Below are 19,873 nucleotides of genomic sequence, written 5' to 3'. Positions count from 1 at the left end.
TTATGCCCATGGGCAGACGCGCAGAAGTATTGCTGGTTGAGGATAATGAAGGCGACATCGAACTGACCGAAATGGCTTTCCTGCAGAGCAGGACGCCCTCCCGTCTCTGGGTTTCCCATAACGGTCAGGAAGCCTTGGATTTTCTGATGAAAAAGGACAGTTTTGGCCAATCCCCCACGCCGGATATCATTCTGCTGGATCTGAATATGCCGCGCATGGACGGAAAAACGTTCCTTGATGTGCTAAAGCGCGACGAAAGCCTACGGATCATTCCCGTCATAGTATTCACAAGCTCCAATGCCCCAAAAGATATCGCTGAGGCCTATCAAAAGCACGCCAATTCCTATATAATTAAACCGTTCAGCCTCGAAGAATATAGCGAGGTCGTGAAGCAGGTAGAAGATTTCTGGATCAAATTGTCGCAACTTCCCACCGTGAGGTAATGTTATGGCTCTACCTTCCCTACAACAGCCTACCCCTCTTCAGATCCTGTTGATTGAGGATAATGAAGGGGATGCGTTCCTGGTGCAGGAGACACTGGAAGATACTCGAGCGGGATTTGCCGTCTCCCACGCTTACAGCATCGCCGAAGCGGAGCCCATGTACCGCGCGCAGGATTTCGACATATTGCTGCTCGATTTGAGTCTTCCCGGCATTTCCGGGCTCGACGCAGTGGAGAAGCTCCAGCATGACCTGCCGCGCACTCCCATCATCGTCATGACAGGCCTCAACGATGAAACCAAAGCGCTATATGCCATGCAGGCCGGGGCGCAGGATTATCTGGTCAAAGGGCGCTACAGCAACGAGGCCCTGCCGCGTGCGATCCGCTATGCCATCGAGCGCAAGCGTTTTGAGAATGAAGTCATCGAGCTTGCCCATTTTGACCGAGTAACAAGGCTGATGCACAGCGATATTTTCCGCAGCAATCTGGAAGCCGCCATTATCATGGCCGCGCAGAACGGGATGCATCTGGCCGTACTGCTAGTCAGCCTGCGGCGCTTCCGTGACGTGACGACCATGCTCGGCCACGAGGCTGGTAATGCGCTGCTCAAAGAGGTCGCCGTGCGGCTGAAGGAGTGCCTTATGGCACAGGATTGCGCCGCGCGCCTCGAAGGCGACGAGTTCGTACTGCTCCTCACCGGAAGCCGCGCACGGGATGAGGAACTGCCCGGCATTGCCCAGCGCATTATGGAACATATCCAGATGCCGTTTTTCCTTGAGGGCGCGCAAGCAGAGATCGGCTGCAGTATAGGTATCGCCACTTATCCCGCCTGCGGCAGGAGCGCTGGCGAACTTATGAAACATGCCGACATCGCCCTGCACCGCGCAAGGCAAGCCACCAAGGATGAATTCCAGTTCTTCACCGACAAGCTGAATGTCGAATTCGTCGAGCGCATGACACTGGAGAAAGAATTGCGGGAAGCGCTGAAATCGCGCCTGCTCGTGCCGTATTACCAGCCGATCATGGATTTGAAAAACAACACGGTCTGCGGCGTGGAAACGCTGCTGCACTGGCAGCATCCGGAAAAAGGGTTGATTCCGCCGGGGGCATTCATGCCCATCGCCCAGAAATCCGATCTTGTGGTCGATATCAGCGCTTATGTGACGGAACTGGCCTGTAATGACTACCGCTTATGGAAGAAAAACCTGCCGCAGACGTTTTATGTGACTATTAACTTAAGCGGTAAGGATATCCAAAGCCAAAGCTTTACCGACAGGCTGGCCAAGATTCTCGGCGATAGCGGCATGAACCCGAAGAACATTGCGCTCGAGATCACCGAATGCGCCCTCACGGACGATGCAAAACAGAGCATCGAGGCGCTGCGCAAATGCAGGGAAATGGGCGCTTCCATCTTTGTAGACGATTTCGGCACGGGTTATTCTTCGCTCAGCTATTTAAGCGTGCTGCCGCTTGATATTCTGAAGATTCACCGCTCGTTTGTGAGCGGTATCGAAACCAACGAGCATAATCGCCTGATCGCCACTTCCACCATTCATCTGGCCAAGGGGCTTGGGCTCAAGGTAATTGCGGAAGGCATTGAAACCGGAGCGCAGAAAGACCTTCTCACGGAACTTGGCTGTGACAAAGCACAAGGCAGCTTCTTCGCCAAGCCAATGACAGCGGGTGAGCTGATGAAATGGCTGCCTAAGACGGCATAACGGCACTGGTCGCAAAATCGACGGCATTGCGGGATGGGTGGCACGCGTATCCGCATTTGCATTCACGGCGCGGTTGTTATAGTTTAACGCGCATGAAAACAGCACAATCCCCCTCCGATATTCTTGTCCCCGTTCTGGCGCCTTATGCCTGTCATCCGTCCGCGAGCCGCGGTCGATTGCATGCGGAGCCGGACGATACGATGCGCACGCCGTTCCAGCGCGACCGCGACCGCATCATCCATTCCACGGCCTTTCGCAGGCTGGAATATAAAACGCAGGTCTTCGTCAATCATGAGGGTGACCATTACCGCACGCGCCTGACGCACAGTATCGAGGTGGCGCAGCTTGCACGCACGATGAGCCGCGCGTTGGGCCTGAATGACGATCTGGCCGAAGCGCTGGCGCTTGCGCATGATCTTGGCCATACGCCGTTCGGCCATGCCGGGGAAGATGGCTTGCAGGAAGTGATGAAAGATTTCGGCGGTTTCGATCATAATGCACAGACTTTACGCATACTGACCAAGCTCGAGCACCGCTACGCCGCTTTTGACGGGCTGAACCTGACCTGGGAAGCGCTGGAAGGCATCGCCAAGCATAACGGCCCTGTGGCCAATCCCCCGCGCGCGATGGCGGAATATGCCAAAACGCATGATCTGGAGCTTTTGAGCTTCGCCAGCGCCGAGGCGCAGCTTGCCTCGCTTGCGGACGATATCGCCTATAATAACCACGATATTGACGATGGGCTGCGCTCCGGCCTGTTTACCATCGCGGATATCTGCGAAGTGCCGCTCGTCGCAAACATGTTTGAAGAAGTGCGGACAATGCATAAAGGGCTGGACGAGCGCAGGCTGGTGTATGAAGTCATCCGCCGCATGATCACCGTCATGGTCTATGACGTGATTGCGGAAACTTCCGCCCGCCTTGCCGCCCAACCGCTTGCTTCCGCTGAGGCGGTGCGCAGTCTTGGCAAGCCTGTCGTGGCGTTTTCGGCTAAAATGGAGCAGGATATCAAGCTGCTCAAGGCGTTTCTCATGAAACATATGTACCGCCACTACCGCGTCAACCGCATGACGAGCAAGGCGCGGCGCATCGTGAAACGGCTGTTCGAGTTTTTCCTGCTGGAGCCGGAATGCCTGCCGGACGAGTGGCGCAGCCTTACGGATGGGAAAGGTACCCGTCAGACCGCTGAAACGGTGGCCGACTTCATCGCAGGTATGACGGACCGCTTTGCCATTGATGAATATGAAAGAATTTTTAATGTCAGAGAGAGGAGTTAGTATTTTGAATTGCTCCCGCTTCGACCTGCTGGCCTTCGCGATGAGCCTAACGCCTTCGGCGACTAAAGAGGCGCGGTCTACTGACCGCGCTTACAGCCAACACAAAATATGACCTTATCCACCCCTATTTTTTCTCGTTTAGACGCTTTTCTTACTCCTGCACCTGTTGCTATCGCGGTTGCCTGCTCTGGTGGCGGAGATAGTATGGCACTTACGCTGCTCGCACAGGAATGGGCTAAACGCCACCACGTGAAACTTATTGCCCTGACCGTGGACCATGGATTGCGCGCAGAATCCGCGAGCGAGGCAAAAACCGTCGGCAAATGGCTAAAAAAACATGGCATTAACCACCATGTGCTGCGCTGGGAAGGGAAGAAGCCGCAATCCAATATCCAGGAAAGCGCACGCGAAGCGCGTTATGGGCTGCTGACCGGTTATTGCAGGGAACGTGGTATTCCAGCATTGCTCGTTGCCCATACGCTGGAGGATCAGGCGGAAACATTCCTGCTGCGGCTGAAGCGCGGCAGTGGGGTGGACGGGCTTGCAGCAATGGCGGAATCCTTGCAGTGGGAGGGCATAAACATCCTGAGGCCGCTGCTTGATATCCACAAGGCCGATCTGCTGGCTTATCTGGAGACAAAAGGTCAGGCTTATATCAACGATCCAAGCAACGAAAACACGGCTTATGACCGTGTGAAGATCCGTAAACTCCTGCCGGAACTGGCCGCGCTTGGCCTGACGCCGCAGCGACTGGCTAAAACTGCCGCCAATATGGCGCGGGCGCGGGAATATCTACAGGCGCAGACGGAAGCGTTTCTTGCAGCCCAGGCGCATTTTCATGAAGCCGGGTATGCCGAACTAGCCGCACTGCCGGCGGAGGATGAGATTGCGCTACGCGTACTGGCGGCGCTGCTTACGCGTATTGGCGGCCATAACGTTCCGCCCCGGCTGGATGAGCTGGAAAGATTGCATGAGAGAATGCGCGCCCCCGGCTTTAAAAGCGCCACGCTCGGCGGCTGTGTATTCAAGCGGAATAAAGATGGTTTTTTGGTTTTACGCGAACTTAAAGCCGTAGAGGCTCCTGCACCGCTTCCTGCAGGAAAGGCTTTGCTTTGGGATGGGCGATTCACCTTAACCGCTGCCCGTAAAGGCTTCTCAGTTGGCGCACTTACACAGACAGGGTGGCTGGAGCTTGCGCGTGAGCATGGGCTGAAAAATTCATTTCCGGATAAACAAATTCTTTATACCCTGCCCGCTTTACGCAACGCAGCCGGGAATATCGTTTCTGTTCCGCATCTGGGAGTTGGCCAGAATCAGGCGGCTTGGGCCGTAAAATAGGCTATTTATTCTCTAGCCTGCTACGCAATGTTTCCACTAGCCTGGCGCGCTGAGCATCGTCGCACTGAGTGGCAATTGCGGCCAGCGCATCGGAGACATCCTGCGAGATTTTCACGTGGATATCCGCTAAGGCTTTAGTGTGCTGATCGTAGGCATCTTTATTGAACGGCTTGGCATCCAGTGCCGCAATTGCCTGCAGACGCTCGTTATGCAACTGCTGGCGCTGGTTATCCAGATCTTTTTGGTCAGCAGCAATCCGCCCGTGGAGCTGCTGCTGCGCCTGCGGCGAGAGGAATGCAGCCATTTCCATGAGATTGATATGATGATGCTCATTGCATGACAAAAAGTCACGCCCGGTATGGCCAAATACCATGCCCAGCATCAAAAGGTTACCCAGTAGCGAAATCGCCAGAAAAAATTTTAAGATTCTATGGTTCATAACATCTCATCTTCATCCAAGACTGCATAAAGGGCGTGAGGCGTCTGCACGGGCAGCGCCGCACCGATCACGAGGCCGAGCGCCAATACGGCCAGCACGGAATAAGCGGGGCGCAATGCCATACGTTCGCTTACCCATTCCCAGAATTGTTCCGTAAATGCAGGCTTATATTCCCGTGCCACGGCCTTACCGATAATCCGCTCCGCCAGATCTGCGCCCGGCGGCTCGTATTTTCGGTTTCTCAGATACACATCAAACTGCTTCTCGGTCAGCATAAAGCTCTCCTATTCTTTCTCTCAAGGTCGTCTTGGCCCGCATCAGCAGCGACTGCAGTGCCTTGAGCCTGACTCCCATAATATCCGCCGCCTCCTGGTTGCTCAGTTCTTCGTAAAAGCACAGATTCAGTGCCGTGCGCTGGCGTTCCGGCAGTGCCCGTATCTGCGCTTCGAGCATGAACTGCTTCTCATCAATCAGCATCGTTTCCTCATGCGTCTGCCTTTCATCCGCTACCCAGTCGCCCTCCTCCAGCGGAAGTGGGCGCTTTTTCTTCTGCCAGTCCAGGCACATATTCACCACCACGCGGTAAAACCAGGTCGTAAAAGCGGTTTTTCTGTCTTCCTGCCACATATCCGGCTTTTCCCAGAGCTTAATGAACGCCTCCTGCACGATGTCCTCCGCTTCCGTGCGGTGACCGGAAAAACGGTACGCGACACGGTAGAAGCGTTCGCTATGGCGCCTGACCAGCACTGCGAAAGCCTGTTTCTCTCCTTTTCGTATAAGCCTCAGAAGTCGTGCATCGTCTAATGCAGCATTCATTTAACCGCCATCATTTTACCTGTTAATGCCAGTGATGATAATGCCATCCATAGCCGTAGTAAACCGGTGACTCCACAATTACCGCCGGCGCAGACGCAGCATAGGCCACGGGAGAATAGACAACGGGCGGCGGCGCAGCCACGTATTGCGGCGGAGGCACATAAGCAACCGGCGGAGGTGAATACACCACCGGCGGCGCATAATAGGCCGGAGCAGACAGGGAAACATACACGGCGGCATCGGCTGCGCGTGCGAAGGGCAATGTAAGCAGCAGGGCCGCCATTGTCAGGGCAATTTTGTTCATAAGACACCTCCTTAAGGCATATTTAGCGTTCTTATGACTGTAATACGACTCCCGCCCCCTATTATATTCGCGGGAATTTTACTGGTGCGCAAAAATATCGACTTCTTCCCAGCCTGCAAGGTCAAGAAGCGCGCGCGCAGGCAGGAAATTGAAGCAGGCCTGCGCCAGTTCATAGCGCCCTTCGCGCACGAGCATCGGGTCGAGCACAGCACGCAGCTGGTGCAGGTACAGCACGTCACCTGCTGCATATTCCTGCTGTTCGGGCGTCAAAGTATCTGCGCCCCAGTCAGAAGATTGCTGCTGTTTGGAAATATCTTTGCCGAGCAGTTCACGGCAGAGCTCTTTCAGGCCATGGCGGTCGGTGAAGGTGCGCACCAGACGGGACGCCGTGCGCGTGCAGTAAATATTCTGGATCAGAACGCCCAGATAATAGCGAATGATCGCCACATCGAAGCGGGCAAAGTGGAACAGCTTCACAGTATTGTTATCGGAAAGCAGCGCTTTAAGGTTCGGTGCTTCATACTGGCCGCGTGCAAACTGCACGAGATGCACATCGCCATTGCCGTTGGAAAGCTGCACGACGCACAGGCGGTCACGGCGGTTCACAAGCCCCATCGCTTCCGTGTCGATAGCGATATCGCCGCTCAGATCCACGTCTTTCGGCAGGTCATTTTTATGCAGGTAAATAGTGATAAGCCAGCCCTTTCGGTAAAAGTATGTTCCGGCGTGCATTAATGCACTTTACAGCCCTCTTTGTTAGTCCTTTCAGCCTCATAAGTCAATATAAGCCATTATCTGCGGCGGAATTTCGTATTTCATTCCCCGGCAGCTGTGCTAGCATGCCGCCGATTTTTAACCAATCATGAGGTCTTTTCATGTCCAATTCCAATTACCGCAAGAAAACCATCGGCGAGCATAAGCTCCACCCGGAAACACAGATGATGTCTTACGGCTATGATCCGTTTCTTTCCGAAGGCGCTGTAAAGCCGCCGGTCTTCCTTACTTCCACATTCGTTTTCCGCTCGGCTGAAGACGGCGCGAATTTCTTCGATGTGACTTCTGGCCGCAAACCGCAACCGGAGAATACCTCCGCCGGGCTGATTTATAGCCGTTTCAATCATCCGAACCTTGAAATCATCGAAGATCGTCTTGCGCTGCTGGATAATTCCGAGGCTGCGGTCGTCACCTCGAGCGGTATGTCCGCAATCAGCGCCGTGCTGCTCGCTTTCCTGCGTCCGGGTGACATCGTCCTGCAGTCCAATCCGCTCTACGGCGGCACAGAAACGCTTATCAATAAGGCGTTGAAGGAATGGGGTATTTCCACCCATGCGATCAAGGATGCACTTTCCCCCGCCTCCATGCGCGAAGCACTGGAAGAAGCCGCAAAAGCAGGTCCGGTGAAAATCGTCTATATCGAAACACCGGCCAATCCGACCAATAGCCTCGTGGATATGGCAGGTCTGAAGGCAGAACTGGACGCATTTGAGAAAAAGCACGGTTACCGCCCTATTTCGGTCTGCGACAATACGCTGCTTGGCCCTGTTTTCCAGAAACCGACGGAACACGGCATCGATCTGTGCGTTTATTCGCTGACCAAATATGTCGGCGGGCATAGCGATCTCGTAGCGGGCGGCGTTACGGGTAAACGCACACTGATCACGAAAATCAGGCTCACACGCAGCGCTTTCGGATCACAGCTAGATCCGCATTCCTGCTGGATGATTTCGCGCTCCATGGAAACGCTTGTGCTGCGCATGAAACAATCCGCGCGTACGGCCAGCCGGATCGCAGCATGGCTTGCTGCCAATCCGCATCAGAAGATCGAAGTGTTCCACAGCGAACATATCAAGGACCCGACCTATCAGGCGGTTTACCAGAAACAATGCTCCGGTCCCGGCTCCACATTTTCTTTCGTGCTGGATGGCGGGCGCGAGCGGGCATTCAAATTCATCAATGCGCTTCGCCTCTTCAAATCCGCCGTCAGTCTCGGTGGCACGGAATCGCTTGTCTGCCACCCGGCTTCCACCACACATTCCGGTGTGGGCGCGGAGATGTTGAAACTGACACGCGTAAGCGAAGGGCTGATTCGTGTTTCCATCGGCCTAGAACATGAAGACGATTTGATTGCGGACCTCGAACAGGCGCTAAAAAACTGCTAAGCCTACCGGAGGCGGAGTGGCTGTTTACGCTATTCCGCCTCTTCTTCCACCTTCTTTTGGTATCTTTTTCAGACGATCCTCAACAAATCGCTACGGTATTCAGGTGCCCCGCCTATCACTCTGAAAAATCATTATTTCTTAACCAGGCTCCATTACACGCTGCTTATTCTATTCGTGTATTCAGTTATTTATAGTCTGAAATCAGACTATTTATTCTAATTAATCCTTATTTGTTATTGAAATAAGTCCAATATTGGACTATTATTACCTATATATTTAAAATAGTCCTATGACAGTCACATCCAATATCGCAAAATCCTACAATCAGATACAGACCGTTTCCGGCGCGGCGCTCCGTACATTTTTTAATATTGCGGGAGCCTGGGGGCTGGATACGGAAGAACAGCGCATTCTGCTGGGCAAACCTGCCCGCAGCACATTCTTCAACTGGAAGAAAAACAAACCTGTTGCCCTGTCGCATGACACGCTGGAGCGGCTTTCCTATATTCTGGGGATTTACAAGGCGCTGCAGATATTATTACCGCAAGCGGAAGCAGCCGATGGCTGGGTCAAACGGGCTAACGATGCTCCCATTTTCGGCGGTAAATCCGCGCTTGACCGCATGTTGAGCGGCAACGTCGCCGATTTATACGTCGTACGGCAGTATCTGGACGCACAAAGAGGCGGCTGGGCATGACATTCACACTGGCTGACATCGCCTGGCTGCCCGCCTGGCGCATTATTCCCAGCCGGTTCCCTCCTACCGGATTATTTGACCGTGTCGCCGCACCGGAGGATCTGGAAGCGGTATTCGCGCTGGAAAGTATGACGAACGACCGTTTGCGCGACGAGGTGGGCAATCTGCAGCTCGTCCCTCCCGAAGACCGTATATCGGGCAGCGGCACAAGCATCGTCATGGCAGCTTTTACGCATTTAAATCCGGATGGCAGCCGCTTCTGTGACGGTAGTTATGGCGTATTTTATGCGGCCTACACGCTGGAGACCGCGATTGCGGAGACGCGCTATCACCGAGAACGTTTTCTGCGCGCGACGCATGAAAAACCGCTTGAGATCGATATGCGGGTTTACAATGTGGATTTACGCGGCCAGTTACATGATATTCGCGCACAAGATTCCGTTTCCGCTGAAATTTACCATCTGGATGATTACCGCGCCTCTTCCCGCTGGGCGAAGCAACTGCGCGATGAAGGCTCACAGGGCGTGGTTTATCGCAGCGTGCGACACGAACTGGGCATGAACGCCGCTGTATTCAAGCCCCGGCTCTTGTCCAATTGCCGTCAGGAGCGGCATTTATGTTATGCATGGGACGGACAGAGTATCACGCACGTATATCGCAAAGAGCTTCTGGGATAGGCAACGTATGAAAATAGAACAACATGTTTGCTATGCAATTGACGATTATCAGGCCGGGAAACTCGATTCGGCTCTTATGCACGCCTGCATGGCTATCGATGGCACGGCTAAGAATTTGTTCTCTAGCGGTGGCAATACTATTGGATTATCGAGCCAATGGTAGGTGTTGGTCTTAATCTTGAGGAAACACAATGGACCAATATTACCATTATCGAACAAAATGGAAAAATAATCTCCTCACCTGATCTTGCTGATATTATTTATCATATATTTCGATGCAGCCATGCTCATTGCGAAGCTGTGCCCATTAATTATGCACTTATTCCTAGCCATGATGGCAATTCAAAATGGATATTTGCCAAGGGTCTTCTGCAGATGCCAGATAGAATTATATGGGCGTTATTAGCTGTTGCTGTATTTGCGTCTGCCAATAAAGGCATACAGAATAATGGCGACTATTATCTAAGCTGGGGTAGCGAAACGTTAGGGCTGGGTGTTCAAAAATTTGTGATAAATGAGTGGTGGGGGCGTGAAGATGATTTCCGTGCTTTTATCACACCATACAATACACTCCGTGTGAAAATGGATAAATTGCATGAATTTAACTAGTTACGAATCTTATATCCTGCTAAACGTCTTATGCACATAGTTTAAATACTGTTGATTAATCCTGTAACAGAATCTTCATTAGCCCGTTTCCGCCTCATAATGGTATGATGCAAAACTTTATTGGCGTGGCTCGGCTCACCGGATTCGAGATTTTCATGCCGATTTCGGCGTGAAATACGCCTCTAAAGCATTCTACCTGCGAGTCCGCAGCATTATATGCATCCAGCTGTAAGGGTGCGGACAGACAGGTGACAGGCAAGAACATTTTGCCTGCAACTCCTATTCTACTGAGAGGGGGTACTTCCATGTCCAAGGGACGCTCTATGCGCCGCGGCAAGCAGCCCAAAGTGAATGCAAACGGGCAGCGCCAGAATCCGCAACGCGCGAAGAGAAGGAAGAAGAGCAGGAAACAGTAAAAACCCTGCTGACATAGAGGCAATTTAGCAGCACCGCGGGCAAGGGCTTCTCTCAATATCGTGCCGCCAGCACGAGAATTGAGGTGAAGCCCAAACCTAAATTCTCAAAATATTACGCTACTTTTCTCGCCTGATATTCCGTAATGCGGCGTTCGACTTCCGGACGGAAGTGACGGAACAACCCCTGGATCGGCCAGGCGGCAGCATCACCGAGCGCACAAATCGTATGACCTTCAATGCGCGTCGTCACATCCAGCAAACGGTCAATCTCTTCCATCTGCGCGTTGCCCGTTACCATACGCTCCATCACACGCCACATCCAGCCCGTGCCTTCACGGCAGGGCGTGCACTGGCCGCAGGATTCATGCATATAGAACTTGGACAAGCGGGCGATGGCTTTCACGAGATCGGTCGATTTATCCATGACGATCACCGCAGCGGTGCCAAGGCCGGATTTCACTTCACGCAGCGAGTCGAAGTCCATGAGCACCGTGTCGCAGATGGATTTGGGGATCATCGGCACGGAAGAACCGCCCGGAATGACTGCAAGCAGGTTATCCCACCCGCCGCGCACGCCGCCAGCGTGTTTTTCAATGAGTTCCTTCAGCGGAATGCCCATTTCTTCTTCGACATTGCAAGGATTGTTTACATGGCCGGAGATACAGAACACTTTTGTGCCCGTGTTGTTCGGGCGGCCGATACCAGCGAACCAGGACGGGCCACGGCGCAGAATTTCCGGCACGACCGCAATGCTTTCCACGTTATTGACCGTCGTCGGGCAGCCCCAGACGCCCACGCCTGCCGGGAATGGTGGCTTAAGACGCGGCTGGCCTTTTTTGCCTTCAAGCGATTCGATCAGCGCAGTTTCTTCGCCGCAAATATACGCGCCTGCGCCACGATGCACGAAAACATCAAAATCGTAGCCAGAACCACAGGCATTTTTGCCGAGCAATCCGGCAGCGCGCGCTTCATCAATTGCATACTCCAGGCGGTTTGCTTCCTCGATAAATTCGCCGCGGATGTAGATATAGGCCGCAACTGCCCGGATCGCAAAACCGCCGATCAGGCAACCTTCAATCAGCTTATGCGGATCGTGGCGCATCATGTCGCGGTCTTTGCAGGTACCGGGTTCGCCTTCATCGGCATTCACAACGAGGTAAGACGGACGGCCGTCAGATTTCTTCGGCATGAAGGACCATTTCATCCCGGTGGAGAAACCTGCACCGCCGCGACCGCGCAAGCCTGAAGCTTTTACTTCCTCGATGATCGTATCCGCGCCTTTGGCCAGCAATTCTTTCGTATTGCTCCAGTCGCCGCGCTTTTTCGCGCCCGCGAGTTTCCAGTCTTCAAAACCATACAGGTTGGTGAATATGCGGTCTTCGTCTTTTAACATAGCAATCCCTGCTTTTGTCTGTTTGGATTATCCCGATGATTATAATAAAATGCACGGACATACCACAAAAAATATTAGGAAAACTCATATATGCGTTTAGTTTTTACCCTCCTGTGTCTTCTGGTCTGGCTTCCCGGCTTCGCTCATGCCTCCGGGGATAATATCACGCTTGCAGGAATGCGTGTAAGCGTCTGGCAGCCCGCCACGTCCGGCAAAGCTCCGGTTATTATATTTTCGCATGGATTTCACGGCTGTTCCACACAGTCGCCTTTCCTGATGCAGGCCTTTGCCGAAGCCGGTTATATTGTCTTCGCCCCGAACCACAGGGATGCGGTTTGCAATGGCGGTGCTGCTTCTCGCTCCGACCGCCCGCAGGCTCCGTTTGGCCGGCCAAACCTTTGGGACGAAAAAACTTACGCAGACCGGCGCGATGATATTCGTGAGCTTATCTCGGCGCTGAAGCAGGACAGGCATTTTGCAGGGCGCATTGACTGGTCGCGCCTGGGATTATGCGGCCATTCGCTCGGCGGCTATACGGTGCTGGGGTTAGGCGGTGCCATTCCCAGCTGGAAACTACCCGGAGTGAAAGCCATTCTTGCACTGGCTCCCTATAACCTCCCGCTTGATCATCTGGAATCGATTGCTGCACCCGTCATGTATCAGGCGGGAAGCCGTGACAGGATGATTACCCCCAGCCTGGAAGGCACAAAGGGTGCTTATGCGCTATCCCCTGCTCCCAAATATTTTGTGGAGTTTAACGGCGCCAACCATTTTGCATGGACGGCATTCGGTTATGTTCATCCCCAGATTACGACTTATAGCCTGGCTTTCATGAACCATTATCTGAAAGGGACTGATGAGCCGCAACTTACTCAGCCCATGCAGGGAGTTAGTGTTCTTAAGCACTTACCCTAATTTACGGCTCAACTGGCATAAAATATGCATATACCTTTGTATTTCCATATAAAGGCAGATTCTTATGACCAGCATCACTAATACTCCGGCTTCCTATTACCAGCTTTCTTCGCTGCAAAGCGGCAATAGTCAGTCGTCGCTCACGGCTAACAATAAAAGCTCCGGCGGTCCTTCCTCCGTCACACAGTCGCTCATCAATGCTTTACAAGGCTTAGGCAGTTCAACGGACTCTTCCGGTTCTTCCGATATTCTGGACCTAAGCCCCGCAGCACAGGCGCTTCTGAATAATACTTCTTCCGGAAACACCCAAAGCCCGGGCAGCAGTTCCAGCTTTAGCCTGACACAGGCACAGCAGGTGCAGATTAATGAGATTATCGCAAAATATAAAGATGCGCCTATGACGCAGGAAACTTTTAACAAAATTCAGAATGATCTTGAAGCAGCGGGTCTGGGCGCCGATCAGCTCTCGGCGAAGGATCAGGTTTCCTCGCTGAATCTGACTTCGACATTGCTGGATGCGCTCAACGGGAAAAACGATCCGCTCAGTTCGACATCGGATAAACTTTCCGCCGAGCAGACCAAAGCGAACAATTATATGAAAGATGTTTATAGCCTCTGGCAACAGGTGGCTTCGGGCTCCAGCAACTCCTCCTCTTCTACGACCGCCTAGCGGTCAAAAAAATGCCCGCCTCATTTCTGAGGCGGGCCAAGAGACTCAACAACAAATCGTTAAATGCTTCCGCCCAGGCGGCGCAATACATCGTCCAGCTGCTCGAGGCTTTCATAGGCAACGGTGATTTCACCGGCCTGGCCGCGATCGTTAATGCTGACTTTTAATCCGAGATTCTCAGAGAGTGCTGCTTCCAGTGCCAGGATATCCTGATCTTTGGGGCCCTGATGGACAGCAACGGTTGTCACTGTCGTGGTTACGGTTTTGGGCTCCCTCGGCTTTTGCGCCTTGGGTTCCCTGTTCGGGTTTTTGCTGTCGCTCACCAGCTTTTCCGTCTGGCGGACGCTCAGATTACGGCGGATAATTTCTTCCGCGATCTGCGAAGCACTTTCTACGCCGATCAGGGCGCGGGCATGGCCCATCGTCAGTTTTTCGGTCGTCAGCAATTCCTGGATATCTTTCGGCAGACTCAGGAGACGCAGCAGATTCGCGATATGGCTGCGGCTCTTATGGACGGTGGACGCGATGTTTTCCTGGGTATAACCGAATTCGTCCATCAGCCTCTGGTAACCGGCGGCCTCTTCAAGCGGATGCAGGCCTTCGCGCTGGACGTTTTCGACGATAGCAAGTTCCAGCGCCTGCTCGTCTGTGAGGTCGCGGATCACGACCGGGATTTCATCCAGGCCCGCGATCTTGGAAGCGCGCCAGCGGCGTTCACCGGCAACGATTTCATATAGATCGGCTCCGATCATGCGTACCAGAATCGGCTGCATAACGCCGTTCTTCTTGATCGAATTGGCGAGATCGCTCAGAGCGCTCTCATTGAAATGCTCACGTGGCTGGTATTTGCCGGAACGAAGCTGGCTGAGCTTAAGGGTCTGCTTGGGAAGTTCGGCAGCGGATTGTTCCGGGCGGTCCTGGTTGGCGGGCTGTGCCGGAGCGGCCGGGGCCTGGCTGTAGGTGTCCGACATCAGGGCCGAAAGCCCTTTACCTAATCCGCGTGCATTCGATTTTTTTACTGCGCTCATATGGTGCTCCTTAGATTATGCTGCGGTTAATTCGCGTTGCTGTTTTTCACGTTTCAATAACTCACTGGCCAGTTTCAGATAGGCTTGCGAACCGGTGCAATGCAGATCATAGATCAATGCCGGTTTCCCGTGAGACGGCGCTTCCGACATACGGATGTTGCGGGGGATGACGGTTTTGTAAACTTTCGTGCCGAGGAAATCGCGGACGTCTTCCTCGATCTGCGCGGTCAGGCTGTTGCGGCGGTCATACATGGTCAGCACGATACCTTCGATGGTCAGCGCGGGGTTGATACGCGTGCGGACGAGTTCGATGGTTTTCAATAGATGGCTCAAACCTTCCAACGCATAAAATTCACACTGCAGCGGAATCAAAACGGAATGAGCGGCGGTCAATGCATTGAGGGTTACCAAACCGAGTGACGGCGGGCAGTCGATAATGACATAATCGTAGTTCAGTTTCTCATTTGCGAAAGCTTCCTGCAGACGATATTCACGGCGCATCATGCTGACGAGTTCGATCTCGGCGCCGGAGAGATCAATATTAGCAGAGACCAGAAACAGATTTGGAATTTCGGTTTTTAAAGTTGCTTCGGCAATGCTGACCTCGCCAATGAGCAGATCATAGGATGTGATGCTACGGTCACTATGATCGATACCGAGACCGGTGCTGGCATTCCCCTGCGGATCGAGATCGATGAGCAATACCTTGCGTCCGCAAGCCGCGAGCGCAGTAGCTAAGTTAATCGCAGTGGTGGTCTTTCCGACGCCGCCTTTCTGGTTCACGATAGCAATAATTTTTGCTGGCGTGTTTTCATCCCTGATATGTTTTGATTGTTTGCTGCTCATATACTAATCCTTTGTTTTATAGATATTTTCTATAATAAGAATGGCGCTGTTATTATCCGTTATACTATGAATTTTTTTATAGTCAAAATGCCAATTGGCCCTGGCTTCCGCGATTTCCTTCTCATATTCCCTTCCCTTCAATAAAACCATTTTATGACGTGGGGTTAGGTTTTCTCCGAGCATCGAAAAAATTTTTTCGAGCGGAGCAAAACCTCGCGCGGTGATCACATCCACTTCATCAAGTAAGATCGTTTCAACCCGATTATTGGAGATACTGATGTGGGTGTTCGTTACTCTTGCCGCTTCTCTCAAGAACGCAACTTTACGCATATCGCTTTCAACAAGCGTTACGTTCTTAATGCCGAGTATGGATAATATAATTCCGGGAAGCCCTGCCCCACTCCCCAGATCGGCCACTCTTTGATCGGGGTGAATATGAGAAATGAGTTGGGTTGAATCCAGAATATGGCGCGCCCAAACGTCGGGAATTGTAGAGTCACTGATGAGATTGATCTTCTTCTGCCATTTTAGAAGAAGCGAAACATACTCCTCCAATCGGGTGAATGTTTCACGTGAAACGCCCCCGGGGACTATTTTTTGGAAATTTTGATATAAAAAATCGCCCGACATGTCGTGTTTATACACTTCTATTCGAATAGACGCCAGATGAAATTAGGCCGGGATTTTATTTTTTGACGGACGCATTTTTTCTTTAATGAATCCCATCAGAATCGTAAGCGCAGCGGGCGTTACACCAGGGATTCTCTGGGCTGCGCCTAGCGTCAGCGGCTTATGATTTTTGAGCTTTTCTTTAATCTCGTTGGAGAGCGATGGCACCGTATTATAGTCAATATCTTCGGGAATCTTGAGCGATTCTTCTTGTTTGAAAGCGAGGATATCCGCGCCCTGTTTTTCTAAATACCCATCGTAAAGTGCTTCTATTTTTATCTGACGCAGAATTGCATCCGGTATTTCTTTTAATTCATTCCAGATATGATAAATATCCTCCAATTCGACATTCGTATTGGAGAGCAATTCAAATGCGGAGCGTTTAATTCCGTCCTTATTCAAATTCACTCCGTATTTTGTCGCCTCACTGGGACTAATCAGACTATTTTTGAATAGGGAAATAGAATTGCGGAGTTGTTCGGATTTGTTTTTATACATTTCAGAGCGCGACTTCGTGACGCAACCAATCGCAATACCTCTATCCGTCAAACGCAGATCAGCATTATCAGCCCTGACGCTGAGACGGTATTCGGAACGCGATGTGAACATACGATAGGGTTCACTCGTTCCGAGTGTAATCAGATCGTCGATCATGACGCCGATATACGCGTCGCTACGGTCGAGAATAAATGCGTCCTGACCACGAATGGAAAGTACGGCGTTAATCCCAGCGATGATACCCTGCCCTCCGGCTTCTTCATATCCCGTGGTGCCATTGATCTGACCCGCGAAATAAAGACCTTTAATTTTCTTGGTCTCGAGTGTCGGATAGAGTTCCCGTGGATCGACATAGTCATATTCAATCGCGTAACCCGGACGGATCATGGTCGCATCTTCCAGACCCGGAATTGTTTTTAAAATCGCGAGCTGAACATCTTCCGGGAGCGATGTGGAGATGCCGTTCGGATAAACCGTATCGTCATCGAGCCCTTCCGGTTCGAGAAAGATCTGGTGTTTCGGTTTATCGGAGAAGCGAACGATCTTATCTTCAATGGACGGACAATAACGAGGCCCCCGTCCTTCGATCTGCCCACTATACATGGGGGCGCGGTGGATATTACCCCGGATAATTTCGTGAGTGGCTTGTGTCGTCTGAGTGATAAAACATTTGATCTGAGGAACGATGATCTTATCCACCATATAGGAAAATGGTTGAGGGATATCGTCGCCCGGTTGCTCCTGGAGACCGGACCAGTCGATCGTCTTTCCATCGAGACGGGGTGGCGTTCCGGTCTTAAGACGTCCGACCATAAACCCCGTGTCACGAAGGGTTTTGGATAGACCTAATGAAGGGGCCTCCCCTACCCTGCCGGCCGGGATTTTCTTTTCACCGATATGGATAAGCCCACCCAGAAAAGTCCCTGTGGTGAGGATAACTGACGAAGCAAAAATTTGTTCGCCTTCTCCGGTCACGACCCCAACGACTTTTCCATTTTCGATAAGAAGGTCTTCGATCGCGACCGACTGTATGGTGAGGGTTTCGTATTCGGATAAAATATCCTGAACAGCCTGGCGGTATAATTTCCGATCCGCCTGTGCACGAGGTCCGTGAACTGCCGGCCCCTTACTGGCGTTAAGCATTTTGTAATGGATGCCCGCCCGATCAATTGCCCTTCCCATGACTCCGTCCAGAGCGTCGATCTCACGGACAAGGGTGCCTTTGGCGATCCCCCCGATAGCCGGGTTACACGACATTTCGCCCACGGTTTCTTTTTTATGTGTTGCCAAAAGTGTGGTCGCGCCCATACGCGCAGAAGCCGCTGCGGCCTCTGTTCCGGCATGCCCACCCCCAATAACAATCACATCAAATCTGGTCATAAATGTTTCACGTGGAACTTTTGCGAAAATCAGGGATAATTCCCGTAACTAAAAATATTTCTCTGCCCTATACCTTAAAAAAGCTAAATTAGCAATTGAATCCGTTATAAGCCGCCAATCAGGGCATCAAAACTTGAAAAGCGAGACCGGTATATTTATACCTGAGCAATATTATTTATTTCTTGATGGTATATCGGTGAAACCCGCATTTTTATTTACCGCTTTTGTGAGCGCCTGTCTTGTGTTTTCGCCCCTGCCTTCCATGGCCGGAGAAACACCGCCGGGCTTTGCCGATCTCGTGGAAAAGCTCACGCCAACCGTTGTAAATATTTCCACGACGCAGAAAATGCCGGGCGATACGATGAATGCCACAGCCACGGCCATTCCTGAGGGGTTTCACGATTTCCCCGAACATCCTGAAAACAAGGATGACTCCCATAAGATTTATTCGCTCGGTTCCGGTTTCATCATCGATCCGAACGGTTATATCGCGACGAACAACCATGTGATTTCCGGCTCCGGCGACATCACGATTACACTTAGCGACGACACTAAACTCGATGCTCAGATCGTGGGTCACGATGAAAAGACGGATCTGGCCTTGCTCAAGGTGGAGGCTGGAAAAAAACTGCCGTCCGTGGTCTTCGGCAATTCCGATAAGGCCCGTGTCGGCGACTGGGTAATTGCCATTGGCAATCCGTTCGGCTTCGGCGGTACGGTGACTGCGGGTATCATCTCCGCCCGTGCGCGCAATCTGAATGCCGGACCGTTTGACGATTTTATCCAGACGGATGCCGCCATTAACCGTGGCAATTCTGGTGGACCGATGTTTAACCTTCAGGGCCAGGTGATCGGAATCAACACGGCGATTTACTCTCCTTCGGGTGAGAATGTCGGTATCGGATTCGCCATGCCGATTGCACTCGCCAAAACCGTATTCGAGCAACTCAAAACCAAAGGTTATGTTGAGCGCAGCTGGATCGGCATCCGCATTGAAGACGTGACTGCTGCTGCGGCACATAATGCCGGGCTTAAAAAGCCTTATGGGGCGCTCGTGATGAGCGTGGCGGAAAATGGCCCGGCCGCCAAAGCAGGCATTGTGGCGGGCGATGTAATCGTCCGTTTTGATGGTAAAAACATCAGGGAAATGCGTATGTTACCGCTTTGCGTGGCAGAGACCGAACCCGGCAGCGCCGTACCGGTGGAGCTGTGGCGCAAGGGCGAACTGCACAAGCTTGTCATGCATGTCGGGAAGCTTAAAGGATAAGGAATTACCGGTTGGTTTTGGAGGCCAGGGGGAGAATCGAACTCCCGAATACAGGATTTGCAGTCCCGTGCATTACCACTTTGCTACCTAGCCTTCACCATTGCCTGCCCAATACCAGCGAGTATGGGCTTTATGCAACACCGCTATAGCGCTTAAGCGTGGTAAGGTCAAGATGTTCTCTGATTGCGGGCCTATCGTCAAGCTGGATTTTTTCCTACTGCCCATCTTCAATCTCACCAGTGGTATGATGCTGGTAATAGGAAAGAATTTCTAGTTTATTAAGAGTCTTATTTGTGGATGTTTTTGAGGTAAAAG

Annotated in this window: 21 protein-coding genes and 1 tRNA gene; 11 read left to right on the top strand and 11 right to left on the bottom strand. The window is 52.1% G+C overall.

Translation table 11 applies throughout. The features are described from left to right. The first annotated feature begins 2 nt into the window (after window positions 1-2). From VFT64_03100 to tilS, 4 genes are all read left to right on the top strand, one after another. The gene (locus tag VFT64_03100; GenBank protein HEU5046808.1) at window positions 3-443 is read left to right on the top strand and encodes a response regulator; all 441 of its coding nucleotides are present in this window, start codon (window positions 3-5) and stop codon (window positions 441-443) included. Between the two features lie 4 nt (window positions 444-447). Beyond that, on the top strand, window positions 448-2,160 hold the full coding sequence (locus VFT64_03095) for an EAL domain-containing protein (GenBank protein HEU5046807.1): 1,713 nt from the start codon (window positions 448-450) through the stop codon (window positions 2,158-2,160). Between the two features lie 92 nt (window positions 2,161-2,252). After that, a complete protein-coding gene (locus VFT64_03090; protein ID HEU5046806.1) occupies window positions 2,253-3,437 on the top strand; it encodes a deoxyguanosinetriphosphate triphosphohydrolase in 1,185 nt (394 codons plus the stop codon). 108 nt (window positions 3,438-3,545) lie between these two features. Beyond that, window positions 3,546-4,775 carry a tRNA lysidine(34) synthetase TilS gene (tilS, locus tag VFT64_03085; protein HEU5046805.1) on the top strand — a complete coding sequence of 410 codons (1,230 nt, stop codon included), beginning with the start codon at window positions 3,546-3,548 and terminating at the stop codon, window positions 4,773-4,775. A gap of 1 nt (window position 4,776) precedes the next feature. Here tilS and VFT64_03080 read toward each other — a convergent pair whose 3' ends face one another. The 5 genes from VFT64_03080 to VFT64_03060 form a co-directional block, all read right to left on the bottom strand. Further along, a complete protein-coding gene (locus VFT64_03080) occupies window positions 4,777-5,214 on the bottom strand; it encodes a periplasmic heavy metal sensor (protein HEU5046804.1) in 438 nt (145 codons plus the stop codon). Then, window positions 5,211-5,489, bottom strand: coding sequence for a hypothetical protein (locus VFT64_03075; GenBank protein ID HEU5046803.1), 279 nt, complete (start codon window positions 5,487-5,489; stop codon window positions 5,211-5,213). The genes VFT64_03080 and VFT64_03075 overlap by 4 nt, the downstream gene beginning before the upstream one ends. Next, complete coding sequence (locus VFT64_03070) at window positions 5,467-6,030, bottom strand: sigma-70 family RNA polymerase sigma factor (protein HEU5046802.1); 564 nt, start codon at window positions 6,028-6,030, stop codon at window positions 5,467-5,469. Before VFT64_03070 ends, VFT64_03075 begins: the two co-directional genes overlap by 23 nt. A gap of 22 nt (window positions 6,031-6,052) precedes the next feature. Next, window positions 6,053-6,334: a hypothetical protein gene (locus tag VFT64_03065; protein HEU5046801.1), complete on the bottom strand. Its 282-nt coding sequence runs from the start codon at window positions 6,332-6,334 to the stop codon at window positions 6,053-6,055. Window positions 6,335-6,412: 78 nt separating this feature from the next. Beyond that, window positions 6,413-7,027 (bottom strand): ribonuclease D, encoded by a 615-nt coding sequence (locus VFT64_03060; GenBank protein ID HEU5046800.1) that lies wholly within the window; start codon window positions 7,025-7,027, stop codon window positions 6,413-6,415. Window positions 7,028-7,209: 182 nt separating this feature from the next. Here VFT64_03060 and VFT64_03055 point away from each other — a divergent pair, with 182 nt between their 5' ends. The 4 genes from VFT64_03055 to VFT64_03040 all read left to right on the top strand — a co-directional run bounded on the left by VFT64_03055 (window position 7,210) and on the right by VFT64_03040 (window position 10,476). Next, window positions 7,210-8,493 carry a cystathionine gamma-synthase family protein gene (locus tag VFT64_03055; protein ID HEU5046799.1) on the top strand — a complete coding sequence of 428 codons (1,284 nt, stop codon included), beginning with the start codon at window positions 7,210-7,212 and terminating at the stop codon, window positions 8,491-8,493. Between the two features lie 289 nt (window positions 8,494-8,782). Beyond that, a complete protein-coding gene (locus tag VFT64_03050) occupies window positions 8,783-9,190 on the top strand; it encodes an MbcA/ParS/Xre antitoxin family protein (GenBank protein ID HEU5046798.1) in 408 nt (135 codons plus the stop codon). Continuing rightward, window positions 9,187-9,867 carry an RES family NAD+ phosphorylase gene (locus VFT64_03045; GenBank protein ID HEU5046797.1) on the top strand — a complete coding sequence of 227 codons (681 nt, stop codon included), beginning with the start codon at window positions 9,187-9,189 and terminating at the stop codon, window positions 9,865-9,867. The genes VFT64_03050 and VFT64_03045 overlap by 4 nt, the downstream gene beginning before the upstream one ends. A 156-nt stretch (window positions 9,868-10,023) precedes the next feature. Beyond that, complete coding sequence (locus tag VFT64_03040; protein HEU5046796.1) at window positions 10,024-10,476, top strand: hypothetical protein; 453 nt, start codon at window positions 10,024-10,026, stop codon at window positions 10,474-10,476. Between the two features lie 528 nt (window positions 10,477-11,004). On the opposite strand, the gene nuoF is transcribed toward VFT64_03040, so the two are convergent. Continuing rightward, window positions 11,005-12,285, bottom strand: coding sequence for an NADH-quinone oxidoreductase subunit NuoF (nuoF, locus tag VFT64_03035; GenBank protein ID HEU5046795.1), 1,281 nt, complete (start codon window positions 12,283-12,285; stop codon window positions 11,005-11,007). 90 nt (window positions 12,286-12,375) lie between these two features. Between nuoF and VFT64_03030 the strand changes: the two genes are divergently transcribed. Together VFT64_03030 and VFT64_03025 are read left to right on the top strand one after the other, a co-directional pair. Beyond that, window positions 12,376-13,200: a dienelactone hydrolase family protein gene (locus tag VFT64_03030; protein HEU5046794.1), complete on the top strand. Its 825-nt coding sequence runs from the start codon at window positions 12,376-12,378 to the stop codon at window positions 13,198-13,200. Between the two features lie 64 nt (window positions 13,201-13,264). After that, window positions 13,265-13,870 (top strand): hypothetical protein, encoded by a 606-nt coding sequence (locus VFT64_03025; protein ID HEU5046793.1) that lies wholly within the window; start codon window positions 13,265-13,267, stop codon window positions 13,868-13,870. 59 nt (window positions 13,871-13,929) lie between these two features. On the opposite strand, the gene VFT64_03020 is transcribed toward VFT64_03025, so the two are convergent. From VFT64_03020 to mnmG, 4 genes are read right to left on the bottom strand one after another with little or no spacing between them, the layout of a single operon-like run. Continuing rightward, window positions 13,930-14,898, bottom strand: a complete 969-nt coding sequence (locus VFT64_03020) for a ParB/RepB/Spo0J family partition protein (protein HEU5046792.1) — start codon at window positions 14,896-14,898, stop codon at window positions 13,930-13,932. A 15-nt stretch (window positions 14,899-14,913) separates the two neighbouring features. Continuing rightward, window positions 14,914-15,744: an AAA family ATPase gene (locus VFT64_03015; protein HEU5046791.1), complete on the bottom strand. Its 831-nt coding sequence runs from the start codon at window positions 15,742-15,744 to the stop codon at window positions 14,914-14,916. Window positions 15,745-15,747: 3 nt separating this feature from the next. Next, a complete protein-coding gene (gene rsmG / locus VFT64_03010; GenBank protein HEU5046790.1) occupies window positions 15,748-16,374 on the bottom strand; it encodes a 16S rRNA (guanine(527)-N(7))-methyltransferase RsmG in 627 nt (208 codons plus the stop codon). A gap of 42 nt (window positions 16,375-16,416) precedes the next feature. Continuing rightward, window positions 16,417-18,291, bottom strand: coding sequence for a tRNA uridine-5-carboxymethylaminomethyl(34) synthesis enzyme MnmG (gene mnmG / locus VFT64_03005; GenBank protein ID HEU5046789.1), 1,875 nt, complete (start codon window positions 18,289-18,291; stop codon window positions 16,417-16,419). A gap of 196 nt (window positions 18,292-18,487) precedes the next feature. Between mnmG and VFT64_03000 the strand changes: the two genes are divergently transcribed. Beyond that, window positions 18,488-19,558 (top strand): Do family serine endopeptidase, encoded by a 1,071-nt coding sequence (locus VFT64_03000; protein HEU5046788.1) that lies wholly within the window; start codon window positions 18,488-18,490, stop codon window positions 19,556-19,558. Window positions 19,559-19,576: 18 nt separating this feature from the next. Here the strand turns inward: VFT64_03000 and VFT64_02995 are convergent. Beyond that, window positions 19,577-19,651, bottom strand: a tRNA-Cys gene (locus VFT64_02995). Window positions 19,652-19,873: the final 222 nt, after the last annotated feature.

Source organism: Rickettsiales bacterium (assembly GCA_035765535.1).
Classification (GTDB): domain Bacteria; phylum Pseudomonadota; class Alphaproteobacteria; order Rickettsiales; family JABCZZ01; genus JABCZZ01.
The sequence above is the reverse complement of the archived record's forward strand: the minus strand, read 5'-3'. Positions and strand labels throughout refer to the sequence as shown.